The organism is Pseudarthrobacter sp. N5 (genome assembly GCF_050157035.1).
Lineage (GTDB): Bacteria > Actinomycetota > Actinomycetes > Actinomycetales > Micrococcaceae > Arthrobacter.
Genome location: NZ_CP189593.1, coordinates 1,767,542 through 1,792,014 on the forward strand (window position 1 = coordinate 1,767,542; position 24,473 = coordinate 1,792,014).

Consider the following 24,473-nt stretch of genomic DNA (forward strand, 5'->3'; position numbering starts at 1 on the left):
GGGTGACTAGCACCGAAGCATCCGCGGCCGGCTCCAGCAGTTCGGGGATATGGAATCTTCCAAATATCCTCACCATGCTCCGCATTGCATTGGTGCCATTCTTCGTCTGGTTCCTGGTCGCCGACGCGCCGGGTCTGAGGAGCGAGTCCGGGATCTGGCGGTGGGTGGCCGTGGTGGTGTTCGCCGTCGCGATCTACACCGACAAGCTCGACGGCGACATCGCCCGCAGCAGGGGCCTCATCACTGATTTCGGGAAAATCGCTGATCCCATTGCCGACAAGCTGCTGATAGGTTCGGCGCTGGTAATGCTTTCCGTCCTCAACGAGCTGCCCTGGTGGATCACTGTGGTGATTCTGGTCCGCGAATGGGGGGTCACGGCACTTCGCTTCTTCGTGATCCGCTATGGCGTGATTCCTGCCTCCCGCGGCGGGAAGCTCAAGACTGCGGTCCAGACTGCTGCCATCTTCCTCTACCTGCTGCCCTTGGGCGTCATCGCACCATGGCTCGAAGGGGTTGCCCTTGCGGTCATGCTGGTCGCGGTCATGATCACGGTGTGGACCGGCGCGGAATATGTAGTGGAAGCACTCAAGCTCCGCTCCCAGGGCCAGCGCGCCCGTCAGAAGGAAACACAGCGCCCCGAAGTACAGGAGAAGCCATGACAAATCTGCACCGTATTGCCCGGGAAACGGTAAACAGCGCTGTGGAACGGGGATGGACCGTGGCCACGGCAGAGTCGCTGACCGCCGGCATGGTGACCGCCATGTTGGCCGACACCCCCGGCGCATCCGGAATGTTGCAGGGCGGAGTGGTGTCCTACCAGAACTCGGTCAAGGCAGACATCCTCGGAGTGCCCCGGGAGCTGCTGGACGCTGTCGGCTCCGTTGACGGCGGGGTCGCGGAAGCGATGGCCGCCGGTGCCCGCAGGGTGTGCGGTTCAGATATCGCTGTGTCTGCGACGGGTGTGGCCGGGCCGGAGGAACACAGCGGCAAGGCGGTCGGGACCGTGTTCATCGGCATCGCAACTGCTGAAGGATCGTCGTCGTTTCCGTATAGCTTCGAGGGAAGCCGGGCTGAGATCCGCGCACTATCCTGTGCCGCGGCCCTGGAGCGGCTACTCCAGGCACTATCTTCTGCGGGCTATCGGGCGTAAGGCCGCCGGGAACAAATCCCGGTTCCCGATAGTTGTTACATTGTGTCGCCACCGGATCACGGAGGCGCCTAGGATGAATAAAACATCATGGTTCGCCTGAGCGGTGAACAAGACGTAAGAGGGAGCAAGGCGATACAGATGGTAAAGCAGCCCGTATCCATAAACGGCGTTGTCCGCTGGAAGGATGTGGGCCTCGCCGATCAGGCCAAGAGCGAGCAGAAGGAGCGCAAGATGGTTGTACTTCGTCACGAAATCGGTGATGTACTGCGCGATGTCCGCCAGCGGCAAGGGCGTACCCTCCGCGAAGTCTCACACAGCGCCCGCGTATCGCTCGGCTACTTGAGCGAAGTGGAGCGCGGCCAGAAGGAAGCGTCCTCAGAACTGTTGTCCTCGATTTGCTCGGCACTGGACGTTCCGCTGTCCAGCATGCTCCGTGAAGTCAGCGACCGCGTCGCCGTCGCTGAAGGTGTGGCCATTCCGGACACTGTCCCACAGGAATTCTCACAGCGCTACGGCCGCGATCTTGATCGTGACCTCAATGCGGAACTCAATAAGGAACTGTCCAAGGGCTTGCTTTCGGGCGCCCGGTAACCGGACAGCCAAGAACCTACTAACAAAAGCCTCCGGCACTATGCCGGAGGCTTTTGTTGTCTCAGGCGCTTTGCAACCAACAAACAGGGCGTGGAGTCTAGGGCGCTCCGTCCGTCGGGAAGCCGTCGCGTTCATAGGTGGCGTTGAGCTTGGCAATAGACTCCGCCAGCGTCTGGATGTCGGCCATCGGCCATTCGGCGAGCCTTTCTCGGAAGACTTGGCGGCGAGCATCCTGCACCTGATGCATTTTCTCCTCACCCATGGGAGTCAGCCTGATGGATTGGGCGCGGCCGTCCAGCGGGTCAGCCTCCTTAAAGACCAGGCCGATGCGCTCCAAAAAAGCGATCTGGCGACTGACCGAGGGTTTGCCTACCCCGATGCATGATGCGAGCTCGGTCAGGCGGATAGGGCCTTCCTTGCGAATCACGGAGAGCAACCCGTAAGCGGCGGGCTCCATGTCCGGATGAACCTGGCGCGAGAGCTGATGCGAGACGGACCGTGCGCGGCGCCAGAGCAGACTCATCTGGTGTTCCACCGTTGTCAGCGCGGCGTCTACGGATTCTTCGGCGCTCCCGGGATTCGCGGGACCGTCAGCAGGGTTGCTCATGGCAACCATTCTAGAGTCCGTCATCGTGAGAGACTCTATTGGTGCGAATCAGTGACTTTTGGCGGCTTATGGATGACGAATTCGGCGCCGGATACTCCCGGGTCCTCAGTAGCTCACTGGTCCTGGCGAGGGTCGGGAGCAGAACGGCTGACCAGGCTCTCGCCGCGGGCGTAAGCGCCCGTGAGGTGTGGCTCGCTGTCTGCGATGTCCAGGATGTTCCGGTGGGCCGGCGGCTGGGCCGCGACATCAGGCCTTCGGTAAACTGACGCTCCGGAACTGACACGCCGCATAATTGTTCGAATATCTGTTCGGGTAAAGATATGCTTTTCCCAGAGGGTTATCCACATATGCGATGTCATCCGGTAGCAATGTCAGTGGGTGCCATTAACGTCAGAGATGACAAACAAGCGGCCCCTGGGCCACTCCACAGCGAGAAAGCATTAGAGGTGTGAACCATGGCAGCAGCCCCGGATCGTGAAAAGGCGTTGGAAGCAGCGCTCGCCCAGATTGACAAGCAGTTCGGCAAAGGCTCTGTCATGCGGCTGGGCGATGAAGTACGCGCACCCATTGAGGTCATTCCTACCGGTTCCATCGCGCTGGACGTCGCTTTGGGCATCGGGGGCCTGCCCCGCGGCCGTGTTGTTGAGATCTACGGACCAGAATCCTCCGGTAAAACCACCGTTGCGTTGCACGCCGTGGCCAATGCCCAGCGTTTGGGCGGCATCGCCGCCTTCATCGACGCCGAGCATGCGCTGGACCCCGAGTATGCCGCAAAGCTGGGCGTGGACACCGATGCGCTCCTGGTATCGCAGCCGGATACCGGCGAACAAGCGCTTGAAATCATGGACATGCTCATCGGTTCCGGCTCACTCGACGTCATTGTCATCGACTCCGTAGCCGCTCTGGTTCCGCGTGCGGAAATCGAGGGCGATATGGGTGATAGCCACGTGGGTCTCCAGGCCAGGCTCATGAGCCAGGCGCTGCGTAAGATCACCGGTCGCCTGAGCCAGACCAAAACCACTGCCATCTTTATCAACCAGCTTCGTGAAAAGATCGGCGTTTTCTTTGGTTCACCCGAAACCACTACGGGTGGCAAGGCGCTGAAATTTTACGCTTCCATCCGCATCGACGTCCGCCGGATCCAGACGTTGAAGGAAGGCGCCGATTCGGTCGGTAACCGCACCAAAGCCAAAATCGTTAAGAACAAAATGGCCCCGCCCTTCAAAATCGCCGAGTTCGACATCATCTACGGCCTGGGAATCTCCCGCGAAGGCGGCATCATCGACATGGGCGTCGAGCACGGCATCATCAAGAAGTCAGGCTCCTGGTTCACCTACGACGGTGACCAGCTTGGCCAGGGCATGGAAAACTCACGCAGGTTCCTGCGCGACAACCCGGAGCTCGCTACGGAACTTGAACGGCTGATCAAGGAAAAGCTCGGCGTGGGCGTCAAACCCGCCGCTGCAGAGACCGAAGCTGCGCCGAAGCTGAAGGCTGTTGACGGTTTCTAGAGGAGCGCGGCGCTCCGGGTCAGGGTTTTCCCGTACGGAGCCTGGCCCGGACACCCGGGTGGCAGCCGGTCCTGTACAGGACCCTGCGCCGGAAGCACGGGCCATCGTGCTGCGGCAGCTGACAATGTCCCCCAAAAGTCGCCTTCAGCTTGCCCGGAAACTGTCCGAGAAGAACATCCCGAAAGACGTGGCCGAAGAAGTTCTGGACCGTTTTGAAGAGGTCCAGCTGATTGACGACGCTGAATTCGCGCACCAATGGGTGCGCAGCCGCGCCCAGACCCGCAAACTTGCTAAAGGAGCGCTCCGGCGCGAACTGGCCGAAAAGGGCATTAATGGCGATCTGGCTGATGCTGCCTTGGACCAGCTCAGCGACGAAGACGAGGAAGCTGCTGCCCGTCAGCTTGTGGAGCGGAAGCTCCGTCCATGCGCAGATCCCGGTGATCGTTCGGAGCGGGACAAAACCATGCGCCGGCTGGCTGCCATGCTTGCACGAAAGGGATATCAGCCATCCCAGGCCTTCCGGATTGTCGGCGAAATGCTGGATGCCGCGTCCGGACCCTGACGGTACCGGGTCTGCCCACGGGTACCGGGCAGACCCGGTACCCTTAACAGGTGAGTTTGACCATTCCCTCCCCAGCAGCCGGCAGTAACCTTTCAGCACTGAACACTCCCGTGCAGCCCCGTACCTACCAGGTGCGGACCTTCGGCTGCCAGATGAATGTGCACGATTCCGAACGGATGGCGGGCCTGCTTGAGGGCGCCGGCTATGTTCCGGCTGCCGATGGGCAGGCGGATGTTGTGGTCTTCAATACCTGCGCCGTGCGTGAGAACGCCGACAATAAACTGTACGGAAATCTGGGCATGCTCGCCTCGGTAAAGGAGGCCAACCCCGGTATGCAGATCGCCGTGGGTGGCTGTCTGGCACAGAAGGACCGCGAAACCATTCTGAAGAAGGCGCCATGGGTGGACGCCGTCTTCGGCACCCACAATGTTGGTGCCCTGCCTGCACTCCTGGCCCGGGCACGGCACAACAACGAGGCCCAGCTGGAAATCCTCGAATCACTGGATGTCTTTCCGTCCACACTCCCCACCAAGCGTGACTCCGTGTACTCCGGCTGGGTGTCAATCTCGGTCGGCTGCAACAACACGTGCACGTTCTGCATTGTCCCGGCGCTCCGTGGCAAAGAGAAGGACCGCCGTCCGGGGGATGTCCTGGCCGAGATCCAGGCGCTTGTGGACGATGGCGCCATCGAGGTGACACTGCTCGGGCAGAATGTGAATTCGTACGGTGTTGAGTTCGGGGACCGCCAGGCGTTCTCGAAGCTCCTGCGCGCCTGCGGCCAGATCGAAGGTCTGGAGCGGGTGCGTTTCACCAGTCCTCACCCGGCTGCTTTCACGGACGACGTCATCGACGCCATGGCAGAGACACCGAACGTTATGCCCCAGCTCCACATGCCGCTGCAATCGGGGTCTGACAAAGTCCTCAAGGACATGAAGAGGTCCTACCGGTCCACGAAGTTTCTGGGGATCCTTGACAAGGTCCGCGAGAAGATTCCGCACGCCGCAATTTCCACGGACATCATTGTGGGGTTTCCGGGCGAGACCGAAGAGGACTTCCAGGCAACGCTCGACGTCGTGGAAAAGTCGCGCTTTGCCACCGCGTTCACTTTTCAGTACTCCAAGCGCCCCGGCACCCCCGCAGCGGAGCTCCCGGACCAGCTTCCCAAGGCCGTCGTCCAGGAACGCTTTGAGCGGCTCACCGCCCTTCAGGACCGGATTGCGGCCGAGGAAAACGCTACACAGTTGGGGCGCCGGGTCGAAGTAATGGTCACGGCGCAGTCTGGCCGCAAGGCCGAGGAAACGCACCGGCTGTCCGGTCGTTCCCAGGACCAGCGGCTGGTGCACTTTTCAGTGCCGGACGGAGCGGAAGTTCCAAGGCCGGGCGACCTCGTCACGGTCACCATCACTGCAGCCGCTGCGTTTCACTTGGTGGCGGATCCTTCGGCGGAGGATTACACACTGCGCCGATCACGAGCGGGTGATGCCTGGGATCGGTCACAGGCCGATTCCTGCGGCGCCCCGGTACCTGGCTCAACGGCAGGGAAGACCGGCGTTTCGCTCGGTATGCCGTCGCTGCCCACACGTGCCCGCTGACCTTGTGCCCGTTGACACCTCACCCGCCGATGCTTCGGAGCCGCCGGTCATAGCGGTTGTTGGGCCAACCGGGTCCGGAAAATCGGAGCTGGCCGTGGAGCTGGCACTGGAACTGGACGGCGAAGTCATCAACGCCGATTCCATGCAGTTCTACCGGGGTATGGACATCGGCACGGCAAAGATCAGCGTGCCTGACCGCAGGGGAGTGCCACACCACCTGCTTGACGTTCTGCAGGTCACAGAGGAAGCCAGCGTGTCTGATTACCAGCGGCAGGCCAGGGCCGTGGTTGCGGATATCCACGGGCGCGGGAAACGGGCAATCCTGGTTGGCGGTTCCGGTCTCTACATCCGTGCCGCTCTGGACGTCCTCGATTTCCCCGGAACTGATCCCGGCATCCGGGCGCGGCTGGAAACCGAACTTCAGGAGTCAGGTTCTGCCACGTTGCTGGAGAGGCTGCGGACCATTGACCCGGTGTCGGCCGGGCGTCTGGGGGACACGCGCAGGATGGTCCGTGCGCTTGAGGTGTTTGAACTTACCGGTCGCCCGTTCAGTTCTTTTATGCCCACCCGCGAGTATTTCCGGCCAGCCGTGCAGATCGGGCTCGAGGTGGACCGCGAGATGCTGCGCGAACGTCTCGCACAGCGCGTCCACGGAATGGTGGCCAGCGGGCTCCTGTCCGAGGTGGAACGGCTTGACGCCGCCGGCCTCCGGCACGGCAGGACAGCTCCAAGGGCCCTTGGTTATGCGCAGTTCCTCAGAGTGCTCGACGGAGAAACGGATATTGCGCAGGCCGCCGACGCAACCATCGTGGCCACCCGTCAGTTTTCCCGGCGGCAGCTCACGTGGTTCCGGGCTGATCCGCGGATCAGCTGGCTGGGCTGGCAGGATCCCGCCCTGGTGTCCAAGGCCGCCCGGCTCTGCCGCTGACTTGCTCCGTGGATTTTCCGGCCGGCGGCGCGTTGCCGGTAACCTTGGATTATGAATGAAGCCCTTGCAGTGACCCCTGAGCGTACGGACTCGAAGCTGCGGGGACTCCGCTTTTCGAAGGGTCACGGAACCGGCAACGATTTCGTCCTCGTCGCCGATCCTTCAGGCGTCCACACGATCGATGCCGGGCAGGTCGCCACGCTCTGTGACCGCCACCGGGGAATCGGTGGTGACGGGCTCATCCGGGCTGTACCGTCGCGCTTTCTGCCTGAAGGCCAGGAGTTGCTCGCCACCAGCCCTGACGCTGAATGGTTCATGGATTACCGCAATGGCGACGGTTCACTCTCGGAAATGTGCGGCAACGGAGTGCGTGTCTTTGTGCACTTCCTGATCGCAGAGGGCTTGGTTGACCTTCCTGCCGGCGGTTCATTGAACATCGGCACCCGGGGCGGCGTCAAGACGGTTGTCCGCACCGGTGATGACTATGCGGTGGACATGGGGCCGTGGGAGTTCATCTTCCCGGGTGAAGCGGCGGCCAAGGCCATGGATTCGCTCGTCAGTGCCGACGGCCTCGAGGTCCCCCGGCCGGCGCTGTCGGTGAGCATGGGCAACCCGCACACAGTGGTTGCCCTGGCGGAGTTGTCTGAACTTGAGGCGACCAGGCTTTTCACGGCTCCCGACGTTGATCCGGTGCCCGCCAACGGCACCAACGTCGAGTTCGTGGTGCCGGCGGACCCGCTGGTCCATGACGGCGTGGGAACAGCCACCATGCGGGTTCATGAACGCGGGGTGGGCGAAACACTGTCCTGCGGCACAGGCGCCTGTGCGGCTGCCGTAGCCATCAGGCACTGGGCCGGCACGGCTGCTCCCGATGCATGGAACATCAACGTTCCCGGCGGCGTCGTCGGGGTTAAGTTCTTCCCGGGGCCGGACGGGCGCGAGCACGTCGAGCTCAGCGGACCGGCGGTTATCGTGGCTGGCGGGACGCTTTCCTGACCCGCAGGATCCGGAAAGACTTTGACGTGCTCTCGCGGCTGACTGTGAATGAGTCGTCGAGTTCCGCGCTCAGCCACCGCTGAAGGGAGTCCGAACCCAGGTTCTTCTGGACCACCAGCCAGGCGGATCCGCCCGGGGACAGCCTGGGCAGCCAGAGCTTCAGGAGGGAATGCAGTTCGTCCTTGCCGATCCGGATGGGCGGGTTGGACCAGATCGTATCGAACCGCACGTCCGGATCCACAGCCTCCGGTGTGCTGGCGGTAACATGCTCCAGCCCGAGCAGGGCGGCGTTTTCGTTCGTCAACGTCACGCAGCGCTCGTTGACGTCCACGGCATAGACGCGCGCGTGCGGGGCCCGCAACGCCATGGTCAGTGCGATCGGACCCCAGCCGCAGCCGACGTCCAGGAGGTTGCCGTTCGGGGCCGGCGGGGGCACATCGGCCAGCAGTACCGCGGTTCCCTTGTCGATTCCGTCAGGGCTGAAGATGCCCGACGACGTCTGGAGACTGCGCGTGGCACCCGCAAGTTCCACTGTCAGGGGCTTACGCGTGAAGGGCCCAGCGGGCGACGCGCTGAAATAGTGTGCAGACTCCATAACTCGCCAGATTAGTTGGCGGCTGGCCGGATAGGAAACCAGCACAGGCGCGGTCTGCTAATCTTGAAAGCATGTTCCTGATCTTTGAGTAGCTGGCCCGGGTTTTTCCCGCACCGCAGCGACGCAGGTTTTTTGACCTTCCGCTCAGCACATCATCGGAACGCCCCTTGTCCTTTTTTGGACCCAAGTCCGCCTGCCTTCGCCCGATCATGGTGCCCAGCCGCAGGCGTCCACGAGACCCGGATGACCAAGAGTCGTCAGCCCAGCGCGAATACCGCGCCACGGGCTAGCAATCAGCACTATTCTGAAGATGCCGTACCTTCAAAGGAGACCATGACCAGTCAGCACAACCCCGGATCCGATCCTGCAGCCCAGGACATGAGTCCTGAGGAAATCCAGGCCGTTATCGACCGGATTCTTTCCAAGGATGTCCCTGCACGGACCGCCGTATCCGCTGAGGGGGAGACAAAGGCCGTGTTCGGGAAAGCACAGGCGATTTCGCGCCTTGATGCGGAGCCTTCAAACTACGACGGCGACCAGCAGGACCTCGAGGAACGCCGCGCCTTGCGCCGTACCGCGGGTCTGTCCACGGAACTCGAGGACGTCACCGAAGTCGAATACCGGCAGTTGCGCCTTGAGCGCGTGGTCCTCGCCGGGCTCTGGAGTGAAGGGACCCTGGCTGATGCCGAGAACTCCCTGCGCGAACTCGCTGCACTGGCCGAAACAGCCGGCTCGGAAGTCCTCGACGGGCTGGTCCAGCGCCGCGCCAAGCCGGATCCAGGTACCTTCCTCGGCTCTGGAAAAGCCCTGGAGCTCAAGGAAATCGTGATGTCCACGGGCGCGGACACCGTGGTGGTGGATGCCGAGCTTGCACCGTCCCAGCGGCGTGGCCTCGAGGACATCGTCAAGGTCAAAGTTATTGACCGCACGGCTCTGATTCTGGATATCTTTGCCCAGCATGCAAAGAGTCGTGAAGGCAAAGCACAGGTTGAGCTTGCGCAGCTGGAGTACCTCCTGCCGCGTCTGCGCGGCTGGGGTGAATCCATGTCCCGCCAGGCAGGCGGACAGGTGGGCGGGGCGGGAGCCGGCATGGGCTCGCGTGGCCCAGGTGAAACAAAGATCGAACTGGACAGGCGCCGCATCCGCACCCGCATGGCGAAACTCCGGCGGGAGATCGCCGCAATGAAGCCGGCGCGGGAGACCAAGCGGGCCAACCGCCGTCGTAATTCCGTGCCGTCTGTGGCCATCGCCGGATACACCAACGCCGGCAAGTCCTCGCTGCTGAACAGGCTGACCGACGCCGGGGTCCTGGTGGAAAACGCACTGTTTGCCACCCTTGACCCGACTGTCCGGAAGGCCGAGACTGCGGACGGGCTTGGCTACACCCTGGCTGACACCGTGGGCTTTGTCCGCTCGCTTCCCACCCAGCTGGTGGAGGCATTCCGTTCCACTCTGGAGGAAGTGGCTGATGCGGACCTCATTCTCCATGTGGTTGATGTCTCGCACCCGGACCCTGAGGGCCAGATAGCCGCTGTCCGGGCGGTGTTCAGCGACGTGGACGCGCGGAAGATCCCGGAGATCATCGTGCTGAACAAGGCGGATGCCGCGGATCCGTTTGTGGTGGAACGGCTGAAGCAGCGCGAGCCACGCCATATTGTGGTGTCCGCTCGCACTGGCCAGGGAATCGCGGAACTGCTCAAGGCGGTCAGCGAATCCATCCCCAGGCCGAGCGTGAAACTGGAGTTGCTCATCCCGTACAACCGCGGTGATCTGATCAGCAAACTCCATGACGCCGATGCGGAGATCCTCACGCTGGATCACGAAGAACACGGCACCCGAGCTGTGGTGATGGTCCGGGAAGGCCTGGCGGCCGAATTGGAAAACTTCGTCAGCAATGACTGAGCTGGTGGCGGGGGATATCAACGGCACGGCCGGTGAGCAGTTCGTGATTGAGCTGTTGGACCGTGCCGTGGCGGGCATGGGTGGCCAGAGCCGCAGCGGCCAACATGAGATGGCTAGGCAGGTGGCGCGCGCAATCGAAACCGGCGACCACCTGCTGGTCCAGGCAGGCACGGGCACAGGCAAGTCCTTGGCTTACCTGATTCCGCTGATCGCGCACTCGCTGGTCAGCAACAAACCCACGTTGGTGTCCACCGCCACCCTGGCACTCCAGACGCAGATTGTGGGCCGGGATCTTCCCCGGTTGTTGAAGACCATCACACCCGCGCTGGACCGGCCGGTGAAGATCGCGCTTGTGAAGGGCCGGTCCAACTATGTCTGCAGGCACAAGGTTGAAGGCGGCTTCCCGTCGGAGGAGCCTGCGGAGGGACAGCTTTTCTCGCTCGGCGAAGACACGAGTGTTCCGCATTTCGCCGCGGCCATGGGCGGGCCGTCGTCCCAACTGGGCAAGGAAGTGGTCCGGCTGCGCGAGTGGGCGGAAAAAACGGCCACCGGCGACCGCGACGAACTGCTGCCGGGGGTGACAGACCGTGCCTGGCGTCAGGTTTCGGTAACGTCCATGGAATGCCTGGGTGCGCAGAAGTGCCCGCTGGCGGCCGAGTGCTTCAGCGAGCTTGCCCGGCAGAACGCCGCAGACGCCGACGTTGTGGTGACCAACCACGCAATGCTCGCCGTGAGCGCCTTTGAGGGCCTTGCCGTCTTGCCCGAATACGACGTTGTGGTGGTTGACGAAGCCCATGAGCTGCAGGACCGGGTTACCGGTGCAGTCTCGGGGCAGCTCTCAGTTGCCATGATCCATGCCGCAGCCTCGGGAGCGCGGAAGCATACCGGCATCATTGTGGAAGCGCTCAACGCGGCGGCCGCCAATCTGGAGCTGTCCGTGGCCGGCGTCGCCAGCGGCTTGCTGCCCAACGGGCTCAACGAGGAACAGCTGGACTGCGTTGATCAGCTCCGCGAGGCTTCACGGGCCGCGTTGTCTGATTCAAAGGGAGACAGCAGTTACACCGCCGACGGCGGGCGCCAGCTTGCGCGCTCGCGCCTTATGGTGATTCTTGAACTGTGCGAGCGGTTGGTGGCTGCGAAGGAAAACCGCGAAGTGGTGTGGTTTTCACGCAACAGCAACTTTGATCCGCAGCAGGGCTACTCACAACCGGACGAGTCGTCTCCGGCGCTTATCAACGTAGCACCCCTCAGCGTGGCCGGCCGCTTGCGCGAGGGTCTGTTCGCGGGACACACCGTAGTCCTGACGTCAGCAACTCTGGCCATCGGCTCGGCGTTTGAGCCGGCTGCCGGGGGACTCGGGCTGGTGGGCGAAGGCGCCCCGAGCTGGACGGGTGTGGATGTGGGATCGCCGTTCGATTATCCGAAACAGGGGATCCTCTATGTGGCCGGGCATTTACCCAAGCCAGGCCGGGGGACTTCAGCAGAGGCGCTTGATGAACTTGAAGCGCTGATCCGGGCATCCGGTGGCGGGGCACTCTGCCTGTTCTCTTCGCGCAGGGCCGCCGAGGAAGCTGCCGAGGCCATGCGGCCACGCCTGGATATCAGCATTCTCTGCCAAGGCGACTCCACGATGACGGCGCTCGTGAAGCAGTTCGCTGACGAACCCGATACGTGTCTGTTCGGCACCATGTCGCTATGGCAGGGTGTTGACGTGCCGGGCGGATCCTGCCGGCTGGTAGTCATTGACCGTATTCCATTTCCGCGACCGGACGATCCGCTCATGACGGCGCGGTCACGGGCGGTGGCGCAAGCCGGCGGCAACGGCTTTATGTCCGTTTCAGCCACGCATGCAGCCATCCGACTGGCCCAGGGTGCGGGCCGGCTTATCCGTTCGACCGGGGACAAGGGTGTGGTGGCAGTGCTGGATTCGAGGCTTTGGACGGAGCGCTATGGTGGGTTCCTCCGGGCAGCGCTTCCGCCGTTCTGGCCCACTACGGACCGGAAGATTGCGTTCGCCGCCCTGGAAAGGCTCGCCGGCAGGAACTCCTGAGGTTGCGGTGCGGGCCCGGTCAGAGCGAACGAAGCACTGAGACAACCTTGCCCATGATGGTGGCGTGATCGCCAAGGATGGGTTCGTATTGGGTATTCTGCGGCAGGAGCCACGTATGGCCATCCCGCTGGCGGAATGTCTTGACCGTGGCCTCGTCGTCGAGAAGCGCCGCCACGATATCTCCGTTGACGGCATCGTGTTGCCTGCGCACCACCACCCAGTCGCCGTCGCAGATGGCGGCGTCAACCATCGAATCACCAGCCACCCGAAGCATAAAGAGCTCGCCATGGCCCACCAGTTGGCGGGGCAGTGGCATCACGTCCTCAACCACCTGATCGGCCAGGATAGGCCCGCCAGCCGCGATCCTGCCCACCAAGGGCACCATGGCGGTATCCATGGCGGTGGGAAGCCCTGCTGCAGAGCCGGCGCCAACGCTGTGAAGGCGCGGGGGTTTGCCGGTTGCTGACTTGGGACTGCCGCCATCAAGCGTGAGCGGAATCAGTACCTCCATGGCGCGGGGCCTCTTGGGGTCGCGGCGCAGGTACCCCAGCTTCTCCAATTGTGAGAGCTGGTGGGTCACGCTGGACAGACTGGCCAGACCTACCGTGTCCCCGATTTCCCGCATCGACGGCGGGTATCCGTTGTCATTGACGGACCTCTGGATGGTCTCCAGGATCTTCTTCTGGCGAATGGTGAGTCCTTTGGGCGTCCGCTGCGCTTGCTGGCCACGTTGGATAGCCCTGCCGCCGGGGGCTTGTGCTGCCATGTACGCCAACGCCTTTCCTATGCACCCGGCTTCCGCGGCTGCAGTTGCCGGGAACGTCCGGCCTGAATTGTCAGACCCTGCTGATCAACTGCAGATGTGGTTGTTCTGTGATTCCAACGTAGGCCAGCCGCACATCTTTTTCAAACATTTGTTCTAGCGAGTCTCGACAATGTTCGTCCATAAGTGCTAAAACTGAAATAGCAATGTTCGAATATGTGTTCTAGTAAATCACCAGTCCGGCCCGGATGTTCGAAGATCCGGGTGCTTTCGGGAAATCAGGACAGGTGTTCGCAGGGACGCACCGGGCAGCACCGTACGGTCCAGGAGGGCTCAGTTCATGTCAGCTCCATTAGCAATTCAGGATTTTCTCTCAGAATCGCAGGCGGCGCCGTCCGTCGGGAGGGCGCAGCCAAGGCTCCGCCTTACCCGCCGTGGCCGCATCATTCTCATCGGTCTCCCGCTCATTCTGCTGGCCGCCATCCTGATGTCGCTGGCAGGCTTCCTCAATTCACCGGCCAAGGCTGCGGATTCTAGGGCGGATCTCTCTGCGACGCCCACAGTTTCCGTGATAGTCCGGGAGGGTGAATCGCTGTGGGCTATTGCGACGGCCATTGCGCCGGAGCGGGATCCACGCGATGTGATTGCGGATATCGTTCAGCTCAACAATCTTGACGCAGGCCGAGTGGTTCCCGGCCAGCCGCTCTTCGTCCCGTCCAGGTAGGGGTCCCGCCCAAGTAAGAGTCCCGTTCACTTAGGCAACCAGTCCAAGAAGAAGTTGCGCCCGGATCGGAGATTTCCGCAGCGTTGGAGGACGTCATATTTTCGAGGCACCGGGCCTGGCACTTAAACTGTTCAGGTGAGCGACCAGCTAGAGCGACTGAACCGACTTCCCCTCCGTGCCAACCTGCGCGGGCTGACGCCCTACGGAGCTCCGCAGCTGGACGTCCCTATTCTGCTCAACGTGAATGAAAACACCCATGGTGTTCCGGCCGATGTGCGGGCAGCCATCTCTGAAGCCGTCGCGGCGGCCGCGGTGGGCCTGAACCGTTACCCGGACCGCGAATTTTCCATGCTGAGGGACGCGCTGGCGGAATATCTCGGCCACGGGCTGGGGGCAGAGAACATCTGGGCAGCCAACGGTTCCAATGAAGTCCTCCAACAGATTCTCCAGGCCTTCGGAGGTCCAGGCCGTACAGCGCTGGGCTTCCCGCCCACGTATTCCATGTATCCGCTTCTGGCGAGCGGAACCGATACCGAATACATGGTGGGCCAGCGCGCCGAAGGGTATGGCCTCAGTGCCGATTCCGCCGCGCGGCAGGTCCGTGAACTCGAGCCGAATATTGTTTTCCTCTGCTCCCCGAACAATCCCACGGGCACCGGCCTGGGCCTGGATGTTGTTGAGGCCGTGTACGCGGCCGGAGAAGCGAGCCGGACCATTGTCATTGTTGATGAGGCTTATCACGAGTTCGCACATGACGGAACTCCCAGCGCACTGACGCTACTGCCGGGCCGCGAACGCCTGATCGTGTCGCGCACCATGAGCAAGGCCTTCGCATTGGCCGGAGCCCGGCTGGGCTACATGGCAGCCGCTCCGGAGGTTGCGGACGCCCTTCGGCTTGTGCGCCTCCCTTACCACCTCTCCGCCATCACTCAGGCGGCGGCGCTGGCGGCCCTGCAGCACCGGGAAGCACTGATGGCAGACGTCCAGGACATCAAGGTCCAACGGGACAGGATCGTTGCTGAGCTGACCAGGATGGGCCTGAAGCCTGCGGCCTCCGACTCCAACTACGTCTTTTTCGGCGGTCTCGAAAATCCGCATGACGTCTGGCAACGGCTCTTGGATTCCGGCGTCCTGATCAGGGACGTCGGAATCCCGGGCCACCTCCGTGTCACAGCCGGGACTGAGACGGAAACCACAGCGTTTCTTGAGTCGCTTGAAAGCATCCTTGCGGGCCGGGCCGGGGCCCCGGCCTAAACTGGAGACGCTACCCCCGTTACACCTGCACCGCCCCTTCTTCTAAAAGGACACATGAACATGAGCGTTACCGGATCCAATGCTGCCGGGGCACGGACAGCACGCATGGAGCGCGCAACCAGCGAATCTTCTGTCCTGGTGGAGATCAACCTCGACGGCACCGGAGTATCGGACATCAGCACCTCGGTTCCTTTTTACGACCACATGCTGACGGCTCTGAGCAAACACTCCCTCATCGACATGACGGTCCGGGCGACCGGCGACACCCACATTGACGTCCACCACACCGTTGAGGATGTGGCTATCACCTTCGGCGAAGTTCTCCGGAGGGCTTTGGGCGACAAAGCGGGCATCCGCCGCTTCGGCGAAGCAACGGTTCCGCTGGATGAAGCTCTGGCCCACGCCGTTGTGGACGTTTCCGGACGCCCTTACCTGGTGCACGGCGGGGAGCCGGCCGGCCAGGAATACCACCTGATAGGCGGTCATTTCACTGGTTCGCTCACCCGCCACGTCTTCGAAGCGATCACCCTGCATGCGGGCATATGCCTCCACATGAACGTCACCGCGGGCCGCGATCCGCACCACATCGTCGAGGCACAGTTCAAAGCCTTTGCCCGTGCGCTGCGTGCTGCCGTGGAACCGGATCCACGGGTGGACGGCATTCCCTCCACCAAAGGCGCCCTGTGACCGGCAAAGTGGTGAGGGACGGCGCCATTGTTAATCCTGAGACCTCCGTCAAACCGGCATCGTCTGACGGAAAGCCCACGGTCACTGTGCTGGACTATGGCTCGGGCAACGTCCGTTCAGCAGTCCGCGCGCTGGAACGCGCCGGCGCTGCTGTCATCCTCAGTGCAACACCTGGGGACGTTCTCAACGCGGATGGCCTTGTGGTGCCCGGTGTGGGTGCTTTCGAGACGGTAATGCGTGAGCTGAAAGCAGTGGACGCGCTCCGTATGATTGGCCGGCGCGTTGCCGGCGGTCGCCCTGTTCTGGGGATCTGCGTGGGGCTGCAGGTGCTCTTCGAAGCCGGTGTGGAGCACGGAACTGAAGCGGAAGGCATGGGGGAGTGGCCCGGCAAAGTGGAGCTGCTTCCCGCCGAGGTGGTCCCGCACATGGGTTGGAACACGGTCAAGGTTCCCGAGGGTTCCAGGCTCTTTGAGGGTGTGGAGGATGAACGCTTCTATTTTGTCCACTCCTATGGTGTCCAGAAATGGGATTTTGAGGTGCTTCAGCCGCGGATGGCGCCACCGCTGGTCACCTGGTCTGAGCACGGCGCACCTTTTATCGCTGCGGTGGAAAACGGACCGCTGTGTGCCACCCAATTCCACCCGGAAAAGTCCGGGGACGCTGGAGCGCGGTTGCTGCGCAACTGGGTTGACGGGCTCCGCAAGGAACGTGACGCCTGAATGTGGTCCATTGTCCTGATGGGCCTTGCCGGTCTGCTTGTGGGCGGAGCCCTGTCCTTCAGGCAGCAAGACAAGCCGCTGTGGACGCAGATCGCCTTCTACGTCCTGGCGGGGATGTCCCTGCTGGCCGCCTATCTTCTGACGTTGCCGGGCAACTAGCCCGCCACCGCTTTCTGTACGATCAACAGCTACCCGACCAACAGCTACCCGACCAACAGCTACCCGACCAACAGCTACCCGAAAAAACTGAGGATTTGAGATGACCACCGCAACCGAGCTGCCGGTACTTGAACTGCTTCCCGCCGTCGACGTCGTAAACGGGCAGGCCGTCCGTCTGGTCCAAGGCGAAGCCGGCAGTGAGACGGCCTATGGCACTCCGCTGGACGCAGCCCTCAACTGGCAGGAGCAGGGCGCCGAGTGGGTGCATCTGGTGGATCTCGACGCCGCCTTCGGACGTGGTTCGAATGCTGAACTGCTGCGTGAAGTCGTCGGGCGGCTGGACATCAAGGTTGAGCTTTCCGGCGGCCTGCGGGACGACGAATCGCTGGAAGCGGCGTTGGACCTGGGCGTGGCCCGGGTGAACCTCGGTACGGCTGCGCTGGAGAACCCTGAGTGGACCCGCCGAGCCATTGAACGCTTCGGTGACAAGATCGCCGTCGGACTCGATGTCCGTGGCACCACTCTGGCCGGCCGCGGCTGGACGAAGGAAGGCGGGGATCTCTGGGACGTCCTTGGCCGGCTTGAAGAGGCGGGGTGCGCGCGCTACGTCGTCACGGACGTCACCAAAGACGGAACCCTCCAAGGTCCCAACGTTGGCCTGCTGCGCCAGATGGTCGAAAAGACCGGCAAACCCGTGGTGGCCTCCGGCGGCATCTCCAGCCTTGAGGATCTCAAGGTGCTCCGCGCCCTGGTCCCGTTGGGCGTGGAGGGTGCAATCGTCGGCAAGGCCCTCTACGCCGGCGCCTTCACCCTTCCAGACGCGCTCGACGTCGCCGGCCGCCGCTAAAGTCCATCATGGTTGAGGAACTGCCGCCACGGCACCTGCCGGGTCACATTGCCGCAGCCCTGGCCGGAGCCGGCGGCCAGGCAGATTCTGCCGGACGTCCGTGGGCCGGACGAAGCCTGGCCGGTGAAGACGCTGAGATCCACAACTTCCAGGACGACGACGGCGCCGCAGACGCCGGTTACCTTGCCTCCATCGCGGGGCTGCTTGAGGGCGCCTGTGACGAGGCCGCTGTGGTGGCTTCTCTCGCCGGCGCGCGCATATTCGTGCCCATTGTTGCCCAGCTTGCCGAAGATGCTGAAGGCGTGGATGGGCTCCATGCCGATAAACAGGCCGACATGGCCCTGGTGACGCTCAAGGCGCCGGACGGGCGGACGGCACTGCCGGTGTTCACGTCGGCCGCGTCCCTCGCATCATGGCACCCGGAGGCCAGGCCGGTGGCAGTATATGCAGCACGTGCAGCACTGTCGGCCGTGGCCGAAGGGGCGGAACTGCTGGTGATTGATCCGGGATCCGACGTCACTTTCGTCGTCCGCCGTCCGGCAGTCTGGGCACTGGCCAAACAGCAGCCGTGGCTCCCGTCCTACGCAGATCCGGATCTGGCCGTTGCCATGTGCTCTGCGGCCGCGGGCACACCGGCCGTGCGGAGACTTGAAATCCTTCCCGGAAGCGGCGTCGGCTCCTCGACGGGCCGGGGAATTCCGGTATCCGGCGGGGGACCCGGTCCTGAACTTCGCGTGGTGCTGTACCTTGACGACGGCCTGGACGCCACAGCTGTCCAGGGGCTGGTGAGTGGACTCCACCAGACGTGGGCCCGGAATGTATTGTTTGGTGAATGTGTTGACTCGATCGAAGTCACGTTGAAACGCGCAGCAGACTAGCTGACGGTACATTGGGGGATCATCCTTCGTTCTGCCGCGGCGGATTGAAGGAAGTAGCCAGTGAATTTCGCGCTATACCGGGAGCTGATGGTCATCCGGCCCATCCGGCGGCTGCTGGTGGTCGGCATGATCGCGCGAATACCCCATTCCGCTGCCGGGGTACTGCTTACCCTGCACATCGTACTGACCCTGGACCAGGGTTATGCGGCTGCGGGTGCGGCCGCTGCAGTGATGACCATCGGCATCGCCGTCGGAGCGCCCTGGCGGGGACGCCGGGTTGACAACGTTGGACTGCGCAAGGCGCTGATTCCGTCCGTTGTTTCCGAGGCAGTCATCTGGTCGGTGGTTCCGCGTGTGTCCTATCAATGGCTGCTCCCGCTGGTCTTCGTTGGCGGACTGCTGACACTTCCGATTTTCAGTGTGGTGCGCCAGTCCTTGGGCGTCCTGGCGGATGGCACGCAGCGCAGAACGGCATTCGCCCTGGACGCCATCAGCACGGAGATGGTCTTTATGATCGGTCCGGCTGCCGGCGCCATTGTGGCCACCAGCGGATTTTCAGTGGCGGGCCTGACAGTGGTGGGCATCTCCACCTCTCTTGCCGGTCTCTTTTTAATGTGGTTCAACCCGCCCACACGGAGTGCGATTACGGATGCGGAGTGCGAGGCGGACCAGCAGGAAGCTGCCGAGGTGGCTGTTGTGGCTGCGGCTCCGGGGCACCTGCAGGAGGCGGCAGCAGATCTGCGGCCCGCAGCCGCAGGCAGCAGGAGACGCTCCGGTATCCGTGCCGGGGTAGTCCATAACTTCATCTGGTTCACCGCATCGGTATCAGCAGTCTTCGCAGTTGCCGCTGGCACGGGAATGGTGCTCAGCGGTACGGACGTGGGGATCGTAGCGGCGCTTGAAACCGGTGGACACCAGGGTGAGATCGGATTGGTTTTCCTATTCTGGTGCGCGGCGTCGGTGGTGGGCGGTCTGATCTACGGAGCCATGCACCGGCCGGTATCGCCGATGCTGCTATTGCTCGGCATGGCAGCGTTGACCATTCCGATGGGCTTCGCAAACGACACCTGGGCCCTTGCCCTGCTGTCCCTTCTTCCGGGGCTGCTGTGCGCGCCGGTGCTCTCGGCTGCCTCGGAAAAGGTGGCCGATCTGGTGGACGAGGCACGCCGCGGAGAGGCCATGGGCTGGTACGGGTCCGCCCTCACCGCTGGCGTCGCTATCGGAGCACCGCTGGCAGGGGTCTTCATTGATGGAATCGGACCGTCAGCCGGCTTCGTCTCGGTGGGTGCCGCCGGCGTCCTGCTGTGTCTGGTCGGGCTGGCGCTGCAGCAGCGCCGGCGGGCGGCAACTCGCCGGATCTAAGCGACGGCGACGTCCCCGGAAACAGCGGTCAAATAACCAAACAACGACGACGCCGGGCGGACCCTATGCAGGTTCGCTGGACGTCGTCGTGGTTTCAGTGCTGGATCTGCTCCCAGCCGGCTTGCTGTCAGTTGACGGGGCCTGTGTATTTTTCACCCGGGCCCTTGCCCGGTGCGTCGGGGATAGCGGATTCTTCGCGGAAAGCAAGCTGCAGGGAGCGCAATCCGTCGCGCAAGGGCCCGGCGTGCTGCGAGCCGATTTCAGGGGCCGCGGCAGTGACCAGCCCGGCGAGCGCGGTAATCAGTTTCCGTGCCTCATCAAGGTCCTTGAGCTCTGCGGCATTGTCTTCCGCTGCGAGGCCGAGCTTGACGGCAGCTGCACTCATAAGATGAACGGCGGCCGTGGTGATGACCTCGATGGCCGGTACTTCGGCGATGTCGCGGATCTGCGGGGTGACGTCCGCCGTGGCTTCGGCCGGCGCGTAAACGTGTGAATTACTGTCTGAAGTGCTCATACGGTAAGCTTGTCACAGACCGACTGGATGTCGTTATTTTGCCGTGTGTGAGGCACCGTGTGTAAAGCACTGTGTGAAAAGCATGTGTGGAGGCCACTTTCGCCGATGTGCGTGACGTGGTGATCTTCGGTAGAATCGTATTCAGTTTGCAAGCGGAGTTCTCTCCCACCCGCGTCAGCCGTTTTCCCAACAGAAAGCAATTTCTGGGAAGCAAGGTTGCCGGGTACCTGGTCGGGCATCTTTTCAGGCATTAGCCTGCAGGGTATGTGTGCCGTCTCTTCGGAGGCAGGTACTTCCGATCTTCGAGGCCTTCGATTGCTCCGGCAATTGGGGGCCTTCTCTATTTTGCCGGTGGAATACCCACAACAATCACAGGAGCTTTAACATTAGCGAGCCAAGAATCAATGAGCGTATCCGCGTCCCCGAGGTGCGGCTGGTCGGCCCTGCAGGCGAACAGGTAGGAATTGTCCGTATTGAGGATGCCCTGCGTTTGGCTGCCGAGTCCGATCTTGATCTCGTTGAAGTTGCACCGCAGGCCAAGCCTCCGGTGTGCAAGCTGATGGACTTCGGCAAGTACAAGTACGAGGCCGCTGTCAAGGCACGTGAAGCCCGGAAGAACCAGACCAACACTGTTCTGAAGGAAATCCGTTTCAGGCTGAAGATCGACACCCATGACTACGAGACCAAACGAGGCCATGCACTGCGCTTCCTCGGAGCCGGTGACAAGGTTAAGGCAATGATCCAGTTCCGCGGCCGTGAACAGCAGCGTCCTGAAATGGGTATCCGTCTGCTTCAGCGCTTCGCCGACGACGTTGCCGAAGTGGGCGTAGTCGAGTCCAGCCCGCGTATCGATGGCCGCAACATGGTTATGGTTGTCGGGCCGCTGAAGAACAAGGCTGAGGCTAAAGCAGAAGCTCGGCGCGCAACGCAGCGTGCGGAAGCCAAGGCACAGAACGAAGCCAGGTCATCCGGACGCGTTGATGTTTCCGGCGACGACCAGGTTCCGCTCACCCAGTCATTGGCTGATCTGCTCCCCGAGGGCTTCGTCATCTCAGCTGAAGAAACCGTAACCGAGCCTGCAGCTGAGGCTCAGGTTGAGGTCAGTGACGCAAGTACTGGTGCCGACGCCGTGGCCGAGGCTCCCGAAGCGCCTGCAGCCGCCGCGCCGGCTGAGGATGCACCTAAGGTCGTTGCTCCGAAGCAGGAGGCACCTAAGGTTGTTGCTCCGAAGCAGGAGGCACCTAAGGTTGTTGCTCCGAAGCAGGAGGCACCTAAGGTTGTTGCTCCGAAGCAGGAGGCACCTAAGGTTGTTGCTCCGAAGCAGGAGGCACCTAAGGTTGTTGCTCCGAAGGCCTCCAGGCCTGCAGCTGTCGGGGTTGCCCCTGCACCAGAGGGGAAACCTGCTTCGATGGCACCCGCAGCGGTGAAGGCTGCGCCCGCAGCAGTGAAAGCCGCTCCGGCCGCTCCGGCAGTGCCAAGGCCGGCAGCTGTTCCTGGTCCGCCGAAGCCGGTGGCAAGGCCCGCTGCCCCCAAGCCGGCCGCAAGGCCTGCTGTACCGAAGGCCGCCGCCAAACCGGCCAGCAAGAAGACCACCTAGTCAAAACTGCGGAAGGCACACCCTTCCGGCAGCCAGCAACCAGCACGCCGCCCGCAGGGGCGGCTGCTCGAAAGAACTGCAGACAATGTCTGCGGATACGTAAGGAGATCGGTTCCCATGCCGAAGATGAAGACCCACAGCGGTGCTAAGAAGCGCTTCAAGCTGACCGGTACTGGCAAGCTGCGCCGCCAGCAGGCCAACCGCCGCCACTACCTCGAGCACAAGTCCTCCAGGCTGACCCGCCGCCTCGCCGGCGACAAGATCGTCTTCAAGGGCGACGCCAAGGTCATCCGGAAGATGCTCGGCATCTAATTTCCAAGTTCTCTGACTGACTGCCACCTGGCATCAGTCAACTGTCAATAAGGCTTCTCAGGCCGGCCGGGTTACCGGCAATAGACGCTTGGGATCAGAATTCTGAAGGAGTACGCACGTGGCACGTGTGAAGAGGGCGGTAAACGCCCACAAGAAGCGCCGGGTTATTCTCGAACGCGCAAAAGGCTACCGTGGACAGCGCTCACGCCTGTACCGCAAAGCCAAAGAGCAGCTGCTGCACTCGTTTGTGTACAGCTATGGCGACCGCAAGAAGAAGAAGGGTGACTTCCGTCGCCTGTGGATCCAGCGAATCAACGCTGCATCCCGTGCCAACGGTCTGACCTACAACCGTCTGATCCAGGGCCTGAAGGCCGCTGAGGTTGAGGTTGACCGCCGTATGCTGGCCGAGCTGGCTGTCTCTGACGCCAACGCTTTCGCCGCACTGGTCAAGATCGCCAAGGATTCCCTGCCGGCTGACACCTCGGCTCCGGCCGCTGCCGTTGAAGCAGCTCCGAAGGCGACCAAGGCCGCAAAGGCTGCGGAAGCTCCGGCTGCCAAAGCTGCCGCTTCTGAGAAGGCCGCCATCGAAGGCGCTATCGTCGCTGTTGAAGGCGAAGAAGCTCCGGAAGGCCACGCCGTCAAGGGCAACGCTGAGTCCAACAAGTACCACGTTCCGGGTTCCACCTGGTACGACGTCACTGTTGCTGAGTACTGGTTCTCCACCGCTGAGGCCGCAAAGGCTGCCGGTTTCGAGCCGGCCGGTGGCGAAGCGCGGCAGCAGATCAAGGACTAAGGCAACAGCCACTAAAGTTCTTATATGAACGAAACCGGGCGCCCGCAAGATCTTCCACTTTCCAACCCCCGAGCCGATCGGGTCAGGGATGTGGCGAAGCTTGCAGGGCGCCCGGCCCGTTTAAGGCGCGGGCAGTTTCTGGCAGAAGGACCGCAGGCCGTTCGTGAAGCCTTGAGGCTTCACCAGAGGCGGATAGTGGCGGGGGAGCCCGGCGTGGTCCACGAGGTCTTCGCGAGCGCGAGCTGCCTGGACCGCTACCCGGAGTTTGAGGAATTGTCTGAAGGGGTCAGCGCTTGGCTGGCAACTGACGATGTCCTGGCGGCCATGGCGGATACCGTGAATCCGCAGGGCATCGTTGCCGTCTGCGGTTTTGTGGATGTGAGCCTTTCGGAAGTCCTTGACGCCGGCCCGCGCCTTGTCGCCGTGCTCTGCCAGGTGCGGGACCCGGGGAACGCAGGCACAGTGCTGCGGGCGGCGGATGCAGCCGGAGCCGATGCCGTGATCCTGACGGCATCCAGCGTGGACATCTACAACCCGAAGGCAGTCCGTTCAACGGCGGGTTCGTTATTTCACCTCCCAGTGGTGCTGGGGGCCGATGTTGAAGAGCTCGTGGCCGCATGCCGGTCGCGGGGGATGGGTGTCCTCGCTGCCGACGGTTATGGACAGGTGAACCTGGACCGGCTCCAGGATGAAAACGCCGCCCGCCGGCTTGCAGGCTCCACAGGCACTTCGTCTTATCCGCTGGAGAATCCCACGGCCTGGCTCTTCGGCAATGAAGCCCAGGGCCTTTCAGAAGCCGAACTGGCGCTGGCGGATCACAGGGTTGCTGTGCCCGTGTACGGTGCCGCGGAGAGCCTGAACCTTGGAACAGCCGCTACCGTGTGCCTCTACGCAAGTGCGCGCTCTCAACAGGGTCCGCCGGCAGACTGAAGTCAGCACAAAGCAGAAAGTCCCCGGCTTTTCGCCGGGGACTTTCTTTTTGCAACGTTGAGGGATGCTGAAGGTCAGGACGTGGTCTTGCTGCGTCCAGTGACTGCACCGTAGATGCCTGCAACAACGAAGCCGCCGACGATCGCGAGTAACCAGGAACCGATGTTCCAGAATTCCATCTTGCCGCCGCCGAAGAGCAGATCGCCGATCCAACCTCCGACAATTGCGCCGACGACACCGAGTATGAGGCTGGTGACCCAGCCGCCGCCGACTCTGCCTGGCATTACTGCCTTAACGATGGCGCCCACGATAAGTCCGAGAATGATCCATCCGAGAAAGCCCATATCTCCTCCTACAATTCTGGCGGGACTGCATTGACTGTCCCTTGAGAACTTCAAGCTAACACAGCGCGTTTCGATTGTCAGCACACTTATTGTTTCGACTTGGTAC

28 protein-coding genes are annotated in these 24,473 nt (G+C 62.5%); 23 read left to right on the top strand and 5 right to left on the bottom strand.

Features of this window, described 5'->3' with window-relative positions; all coding sequences use genetic code 11:
• Positions 1-2 precede the first annotated feature (2 nt).
• From pgsA to ACQCST_RS08590, 3 genes are all read left to right on the top strand, one after another.
• Positions 3-659: a CDP-diacylglycerol--glycerol-3-phosphate 3-phosphatidyltransferase gene (gene pgsA, locus ACQCST_RS08580; RefSeq protein ID WP_426998841.1), complete on the top strand. Its 657-nt coding sequence runs from the start codon at positions 3-5 to the stop codon at positions 657-659.
• Complete coding sequence (locus ACQCST_RS08585) at positions 656-1,150, top strand: CinA family protein (protein WP_426998842.1); 495 nt, start codon at positions 656-658, stop codon at positions 1,148-1,150. The genes pgsA and ACQCST_RS08585 overlap by 4 nt, the downstream gene beginning before the upstream one ends.
• 138 nt (positions 1,151-1,288) lie before the next feature.
• Entirely contained in the window at positions 1,289-1,741 is a 453-nt protein-coding gene (locus ACQCST_RS08590; protein WP_426998843.1) for a helix-turn-helix domain-containing protein, read from the top strand.
• A 97-nt stretch (positions 1,742-1,838) separates the two neighbouring features.
• On the opposite strand, the gene ACQCST_RS08595 is transcribed toward ACQCST_RS08590, so the two are convergent.
• The gene (locus ACQCST_RS08595) at positions 1,839-2,348 is read right to left on the bottom strand and encodes a MarR family winged helix-turn-helix transcriptional regulator (RefSeq protein ID WP_426998844.1); all 510 of its coding nucleotides are present in this window, start codon (positions 2,346-2,348) and stop codon (positions 1,839-1,841) included.
• Between the two features lie 41 nt (positions 2,349-2,389).
• Here ACQCST_RS08595 and ACQCST_RS08600 point away from each other — a divergent pair, with 41 nt between their 5' ends.
• The 6 genes from ACQCST_RS08600 (at position 2,390) to dapF (ending at position 7,937) form a co-directional block, all read left to right on the top strand.
• Positions 2,390-2,614 (top strand): DUF3046 domain-containing protein, encoded by a 225-nt coding sequence (locus tag ACQCST_RS08600; RefSeq protein ID WP_426998845.1) that lies wholly within the window; start codon positions 2,390-2,392, stop codon positions 2,612-2,614.
• Positions 2,615-2,803: 189 nt separating this feature from the next.
• On the top strand, positions 2,804-3,859 hold the full coding sequence (gene recA, locus ACQCST_RS08605) for a recombinase RecA (RefSeq protein WP_426998846.1): 1,056 nt from the start codon (positions 2,804-2,806) through the stop codon (positions 3,857-3,859).
• 58 nt (positions 3,860-3,917) lie between these two features.
• Positions 3,918-4,421, top strand: a complete 504-nt coding sequence (locus ACQCST_RS08610; RefSeq protein ID WP_426998847.1) for a regulatory protein RecX — start codon at positions 3,918-3,920, stop codon at positions 4,419-4,421.
• 50 nt (positions 4,422-4,471) lie between these two features.
• Complete coding sequence (gene miaB / locus ACQCST_RS08615) at positions 4,472-6,013, top strand: tRNA (N6-isopentenyl adenosine(37)-C2)-methylthiotransferase MiaB (RefSeq protein ID WP_426998848.1); 1,542 nt, start codon at positions 4,472-4,474, stop codon at positions 6,011-6,013.
• Positions 6,014-6,017: 4 nt separating this feature from the next.
• Positions 6,018-6,941, top strand: coding sequence for a tRNA (adenosine(37)-N6)-dimethylallyltransferase MiaA (gene miaA / locus ACQCST_RS08620; RefSeq protein WP_426998849.1), 924 nt, complete (start codon positions 6,018-6,020; stop codon positions 6,939-6,941).
• A 51-nt stretch (positions 6,942-6,992) separates the two neighbouring features.
• On the top strand, positions 6,993-7,937 hold the full coding sequence (gene dapF / locus ACQCST_RS08625) for a diaminopimelate epimerase (protein ID WP_426998850.1): 945 nt from the start codon (positions 6,993-6,995) through the stop codon (positions 7,935-7,937).
• Here dapF and ACQCST_RS08630 read toward each other — a convergent pair.
• Positions 7,909-8,532 (bottom strand): class I SAM-dependent methyltransferase, encoded by a 624-nt coding sequence (locus ACQCST_RS08630; protein WP_426998851.1) that lies wholly within the window; start codon positions 8,530-8,532, stop codon positions 7,909-7,911. The genes dapF and ACQCST_RS08630 overlap by 29 nt on opposite strands.
• Positions 8,533-8,865: 333 nt before the next feature.
• On the opposite strand from ACQCST_RS08630, the gene hflX reads away from it, so the two are divergent.
• Both hflX and ACQCST_RS08640 read left to right on the top strand, forming a co-directional pair.
• Positions 8,866-10,434, top strand: a complete 1,569-nt coding sequence (hflX, locus tag ACQCST_RS08635; protein WP_426998852.1) for a GTPase HflX — start codon at positions 8,866-8,868, stop codon at positions 10,432-10,434.
• Positions 10,427-12,484, top strand: coding sequence for an ATP-dependent DNA helicase (locus tag ACQCST_RS08640; RefSeq protein ID WP_426998853.1), 2,058 nt, complete (start codon positions 10,427-10,429; stop codon positions 12,482-12,484). The genes hflX and ACQCST_RS08640 overlap by 8 nt, the downstream gene beginning before the upstream one ends.
• Positions 12,485-12,503: 19 nt before the next feature.
• Here the strand turns inward: ACQCST_RS08640 and lexA are convergent, their stop codons facing one another.
• On the bottom strand, positions 12,504-13,250 hold the full coding sequence (gene lexA, locus ACQCST_RS08645; protein WP_426998854.1) for a transcriptional repressor LexA: 747 nt from the start codon (positions 13,248-13,250) through the stop codon (positions 12,504-12,506).
• Between the two features lie 337 nt (positions 13,251-13,587).
• Here lexA and ACQCST_RS08650 point away from each other — a divergent pair, with 337 nt between their 5' ends.
• The 8 genes from ACQCST_RS08650 (at position 13,588) to ACQCST_RS08685 (ending at position 19,877) form a co-directional block, all read left to right on the top strand.
• Positions 13,588-13,971 (top strand): LysM peptidoglycan-binding domain-containing protein, encoded by a 384-nt coding sequence (locus tag ACQCST_RS08650; RefSeq protein WP_426998855.1) that lies wholly within the window; start codon positions 13,588-13,590, stop codon positions 13,969-13,971.
• A 135-nt stretch (positions 13,972-14,106) separates the two neighbouring features.
• A complete protein-coding gene (locus ACQCST_RS08655) occupies positions 14,107-15,225 on the top strand; it encodes a histidinol-phosphate transaminase (protein ID WP_426998856.1) in 1,119 nt (372 codons plus the stop codon).
• Positions 15,226-15,285: 60 nt separating this feature from the next.
• Positions 15,286-15,912, top strand: a complete 627-nt coding sequence (gene hisB / locus ACQCST_RS08660) for an imidazoleglycerol-phosphate dehydratase HisB (protein ID WP_426998857.1) — start codon at positions 15,286-15,288, stop codon at positions 15,910-15,912.
• Positions 15,909-16,631, top strand: coding sequence for an imidazole glycerol phosphate synthase subunit HisH (hisH, locus tag ACQCST_RS08665; RefSeq protein ID WP_426998858.1), 723 nt, complete (start codon positions 15,909-15,911; stop codon positions 16,629-16,631). The genes hisB and hisH overlap by 4 nt, the downstream gene beginning before the upstream one ends.
• A complete protein-coding gene (locus ACQCST_RS08670; RefSeq protein ID WP_426998859.1) occupies positions 16,632-16,790 on the top strand; it encodes a hypothetical protein in 159 nt (52 codons plus the stop codon).
• Between the two features lie 100 nt (positions 16,791-16,890).
• Positions 16,891-17,637: a bifunctional 1-(5-phosphoribosyl)-5-((5-phosphoribosylamino)methylideneamino)imidazole-4-carboxamide isomerase/phosphoribosylanthranilate isomerase PriA gene (gene priA / locus ACQCST_RS08675; protein WP_426998860.1), complete on the top strand. Its 747-nt coding sequence runs from the start codon at positions 16,891-16,893 to the stop codon at positions 17,635-17,637.
• 8 nt (positions 17,638-17,645) lie between these two features.
• Entirely contained in the window at positions 17,646-18,515 is an 870-nt protein-coding gene (locus tag ACQCST_RS08680) for an SseB family protein (RefSeq protein ID WP_426998861.1), read from the top strand.
• 60 nt (positions 18,516-18,575) lie between these two features.
• Positions 18,576-19,877: an MFS transporter gene (locus ACQCST_RS08685; protein ID WP_426998862.1), complete on the top strand. Its 1,302-nt coding sequence runs from the start codon at positions 18,576-18,578 to the stop codon at positions 19,875-19,877.
• Between the two features lie 127 nt (positions 19,878-20,004).
• Here the strand turns inward: ACQCST_RS08685 and ACQCST_RS08690 are convergent, their stop codons facing one another.
• On the bottom strand, positions 20,005-20,391 hold the full coding sequence (locus tag ACQCST_RS08690) for a DUF1844 domain-containing protein (protein ID WP_426998863.1): 387 nt from the start codon (positions 20,389-20,391) through the stop codon (positions 20,005-20,007).
• Between the two features lie 427 nt (positions 20,392-20,818).
• Between ACQCST_RS08690 and infC the strand changes: the two genes are divergently transcribed.
• The 4 genes from infC to ACQCST_RS08710 all read left to right on the top strand — a co-directional run bounded on the left by infC (position 20,819) and on the right by ACQCST_RS08710 (position 24,023).
• Positions 20,819-21,988, top strand: a complete 1,170-nt coding sequence (gene infC / locus ACQCST_RS08695; RefSeq protein WP_426998864.1) for a translation initiation factor IF-3 — start codon at positions 20,819-20,821, stop codon at positions 21,986-21,988.
• Positions 21,989-22,105: 117 nt separating this feature from the next.
• Entirely contained in the window at positions 22,106-22,300 is a 195-nt protein-coding gene (gene rpmI, locus ACQCST_RS08700; protein ID WP_003798720.1) for a 50S ribosomal protein L35, read from the top strand.
• A 118-nt stretch (positions 22,301-22,418) separates the two neighbouring features.
• On the top strand, positions 22,419-23,093 hold the full coding sequence (rplT, locus tag ACQCST_RS08705; RefSeq protein WP_426998865.1) for a 50S ribosomal protein L20: 675 nt from the start codon (positions 22,419-22,421) through the stop codon (positions 23,091-23,093).
• Between the two features lie 24 nt (positions 23,094-23,117).
• On the top strand, positions 23,118-24,023 hold the full coding sequence (locus ACQCST_RS08710) for a TrmH family RNA methyltransferase (RefSeq protein ID WP_426998866.1): 906 nt from the start codon (positions 23,118-23,120) through the stop codon (positions 24,021-24,023).
• 74 nt (positions 24,024-24,097) lie between these two features.
• Here the strand turns inward: ACQCST_RS08710 and ACQCST_RS08715 are convergent, their stop codons facing one another.
• On the bottom strand, positions 24,098-24,367 hold the full coding sequence (locus ACQCST_RS08715; protein WP_426998867.1) for a GlsB/YeaQ/YmgE family stress response membrane protein: 270 nt from the start codon (positions 24,365-24,367) through the stop codon (positions 24,098-24,100).
• Positions 24,368-24,473 lie beyond the last annotated feature (106 nt).

Bases quoted from the DNA above. Each gene is read 5' to 3' on its own strand.
- lexA (WP_426998854.1), bottom strand. From the start codon at position 13,250: ATGGCAGCACAAGCCCCCGGCGGCAGGGCTATCCAACGTGGCCAGCAA.
- dapF (WP_426998850.1), top strand. From the start codon at position 6,993: ATGAATGAAGCCCTTGCAGTGACCCCTGAGCGTACGGACTCGAAGCTG.
- ACQCST_RS08690 (WP_426998863.1), bottom strand. From the start codon at position 20,391: ATGAGCACTTCAGACAGTAATTCACACGTTTACGCGCCGGCCGAAGCC.
- rpmI (WP_003798720.1), top strand. From the start codon at position 22,106: ATGCCGAAGATGAAGACCCACAGCGGTGCTAAGAAGCGCTTCAAGCTG.
- hflX (WP_426998852.1), top strand. From the start codon at position 8,866: ATGACCAGTCAGCACAACCCCGGATCCGATCCTGCAGCCCAGGACATG.
- ACQCST_RS08590 (WP_426998843.1), top strand. From the start codon at position 1,289: ATGGTAAAGCAGCCCGTATCCATAAACGGCGTTGTCCGCTGGAAGGAT.
- hisB (WP_426998857.1), top strand. From the start codon at position 15,286: ATGAGCGTTACCGGATCCAATGCTGCCGGGGCACGGACAGCACGCATG.
- ACQCST_RS08585 (WP_426998842.1), top strand. From the start codon at position 656: ATGACAAATCTGCACCGTATTGCCCGGGAAACGGTAAACAGCGCTGTG.
- ACQCST_RS08715 (WP_426998867.1), bottom strand. From the start codon at position 24,367: ATGGGCTTTCTCGGATGGATCATTCTCGGACTTATCGTGGGCGCCATC.
- ACQCST_RS08630 (WP_426998851.1), bottom strand. From the start codon at position 8,532: ATGGAGTCTGCACACTATTTCAGCGCGTCGCCCGCTGGGCCCTTCACG.
- recA (WP_426998846.1), top strand. From the start codon at position 2,804: ATGGCAGCAGCCCCGGATCGTGAAAAGGCGTTGGAAGCAGCGCTCGCC.
- ACQCST_RS08650 (WP_426998855.1), top strand. From the start codon at position 13,588: ATGTCAGCTCCATTAGCAATTCAGGATTTTCTCTCAGAATCGCAGGCG.
- ACQCST_RS08710 (WP_426998866.1), top strand. From the start codon at position 23,118: ATGAACGAAACCGGGCGCCCGCAAGATCTTCCACTTTCCAACCCCCGA.
- ACQCST_RS08680 (WP_426998861.1), top strand. From the start codon at position 17,646: ATGGTTGAGGAACTGCCGCCACGGCACCTGCCGGGTCACATTGCCGCA.
- ACQCST_RS08670 (WP_426998859.1), top strand. From the start codon at position 16,632: ATGTGGTCCATTGTCCTGATGGGCCTTGCCGGTCTGCTTGTGGGCGGA.
- ACQCST_RS08595 (WP_426998844.1), bottom strand. From the start codon at position 2,348: ATGAGCAACCCTGCTGACGGTCCCGCGAATCCCGGGAGCGCCGAAGAA.
- priA (WP_426998860.1), top strand. From the start codon at position 16,891: ATGACCACCGCAACCGAGCTGCCGGTACTTGAACTGCTTCCCGCCGTC.
- ACQCST_RS08640 (WP_426998853.1), top strand. From the start codon at position 10,427: ATGACTGAGCTGGTGGCGGGGGATATCAACGGCACGGCCGGTGAGCAG.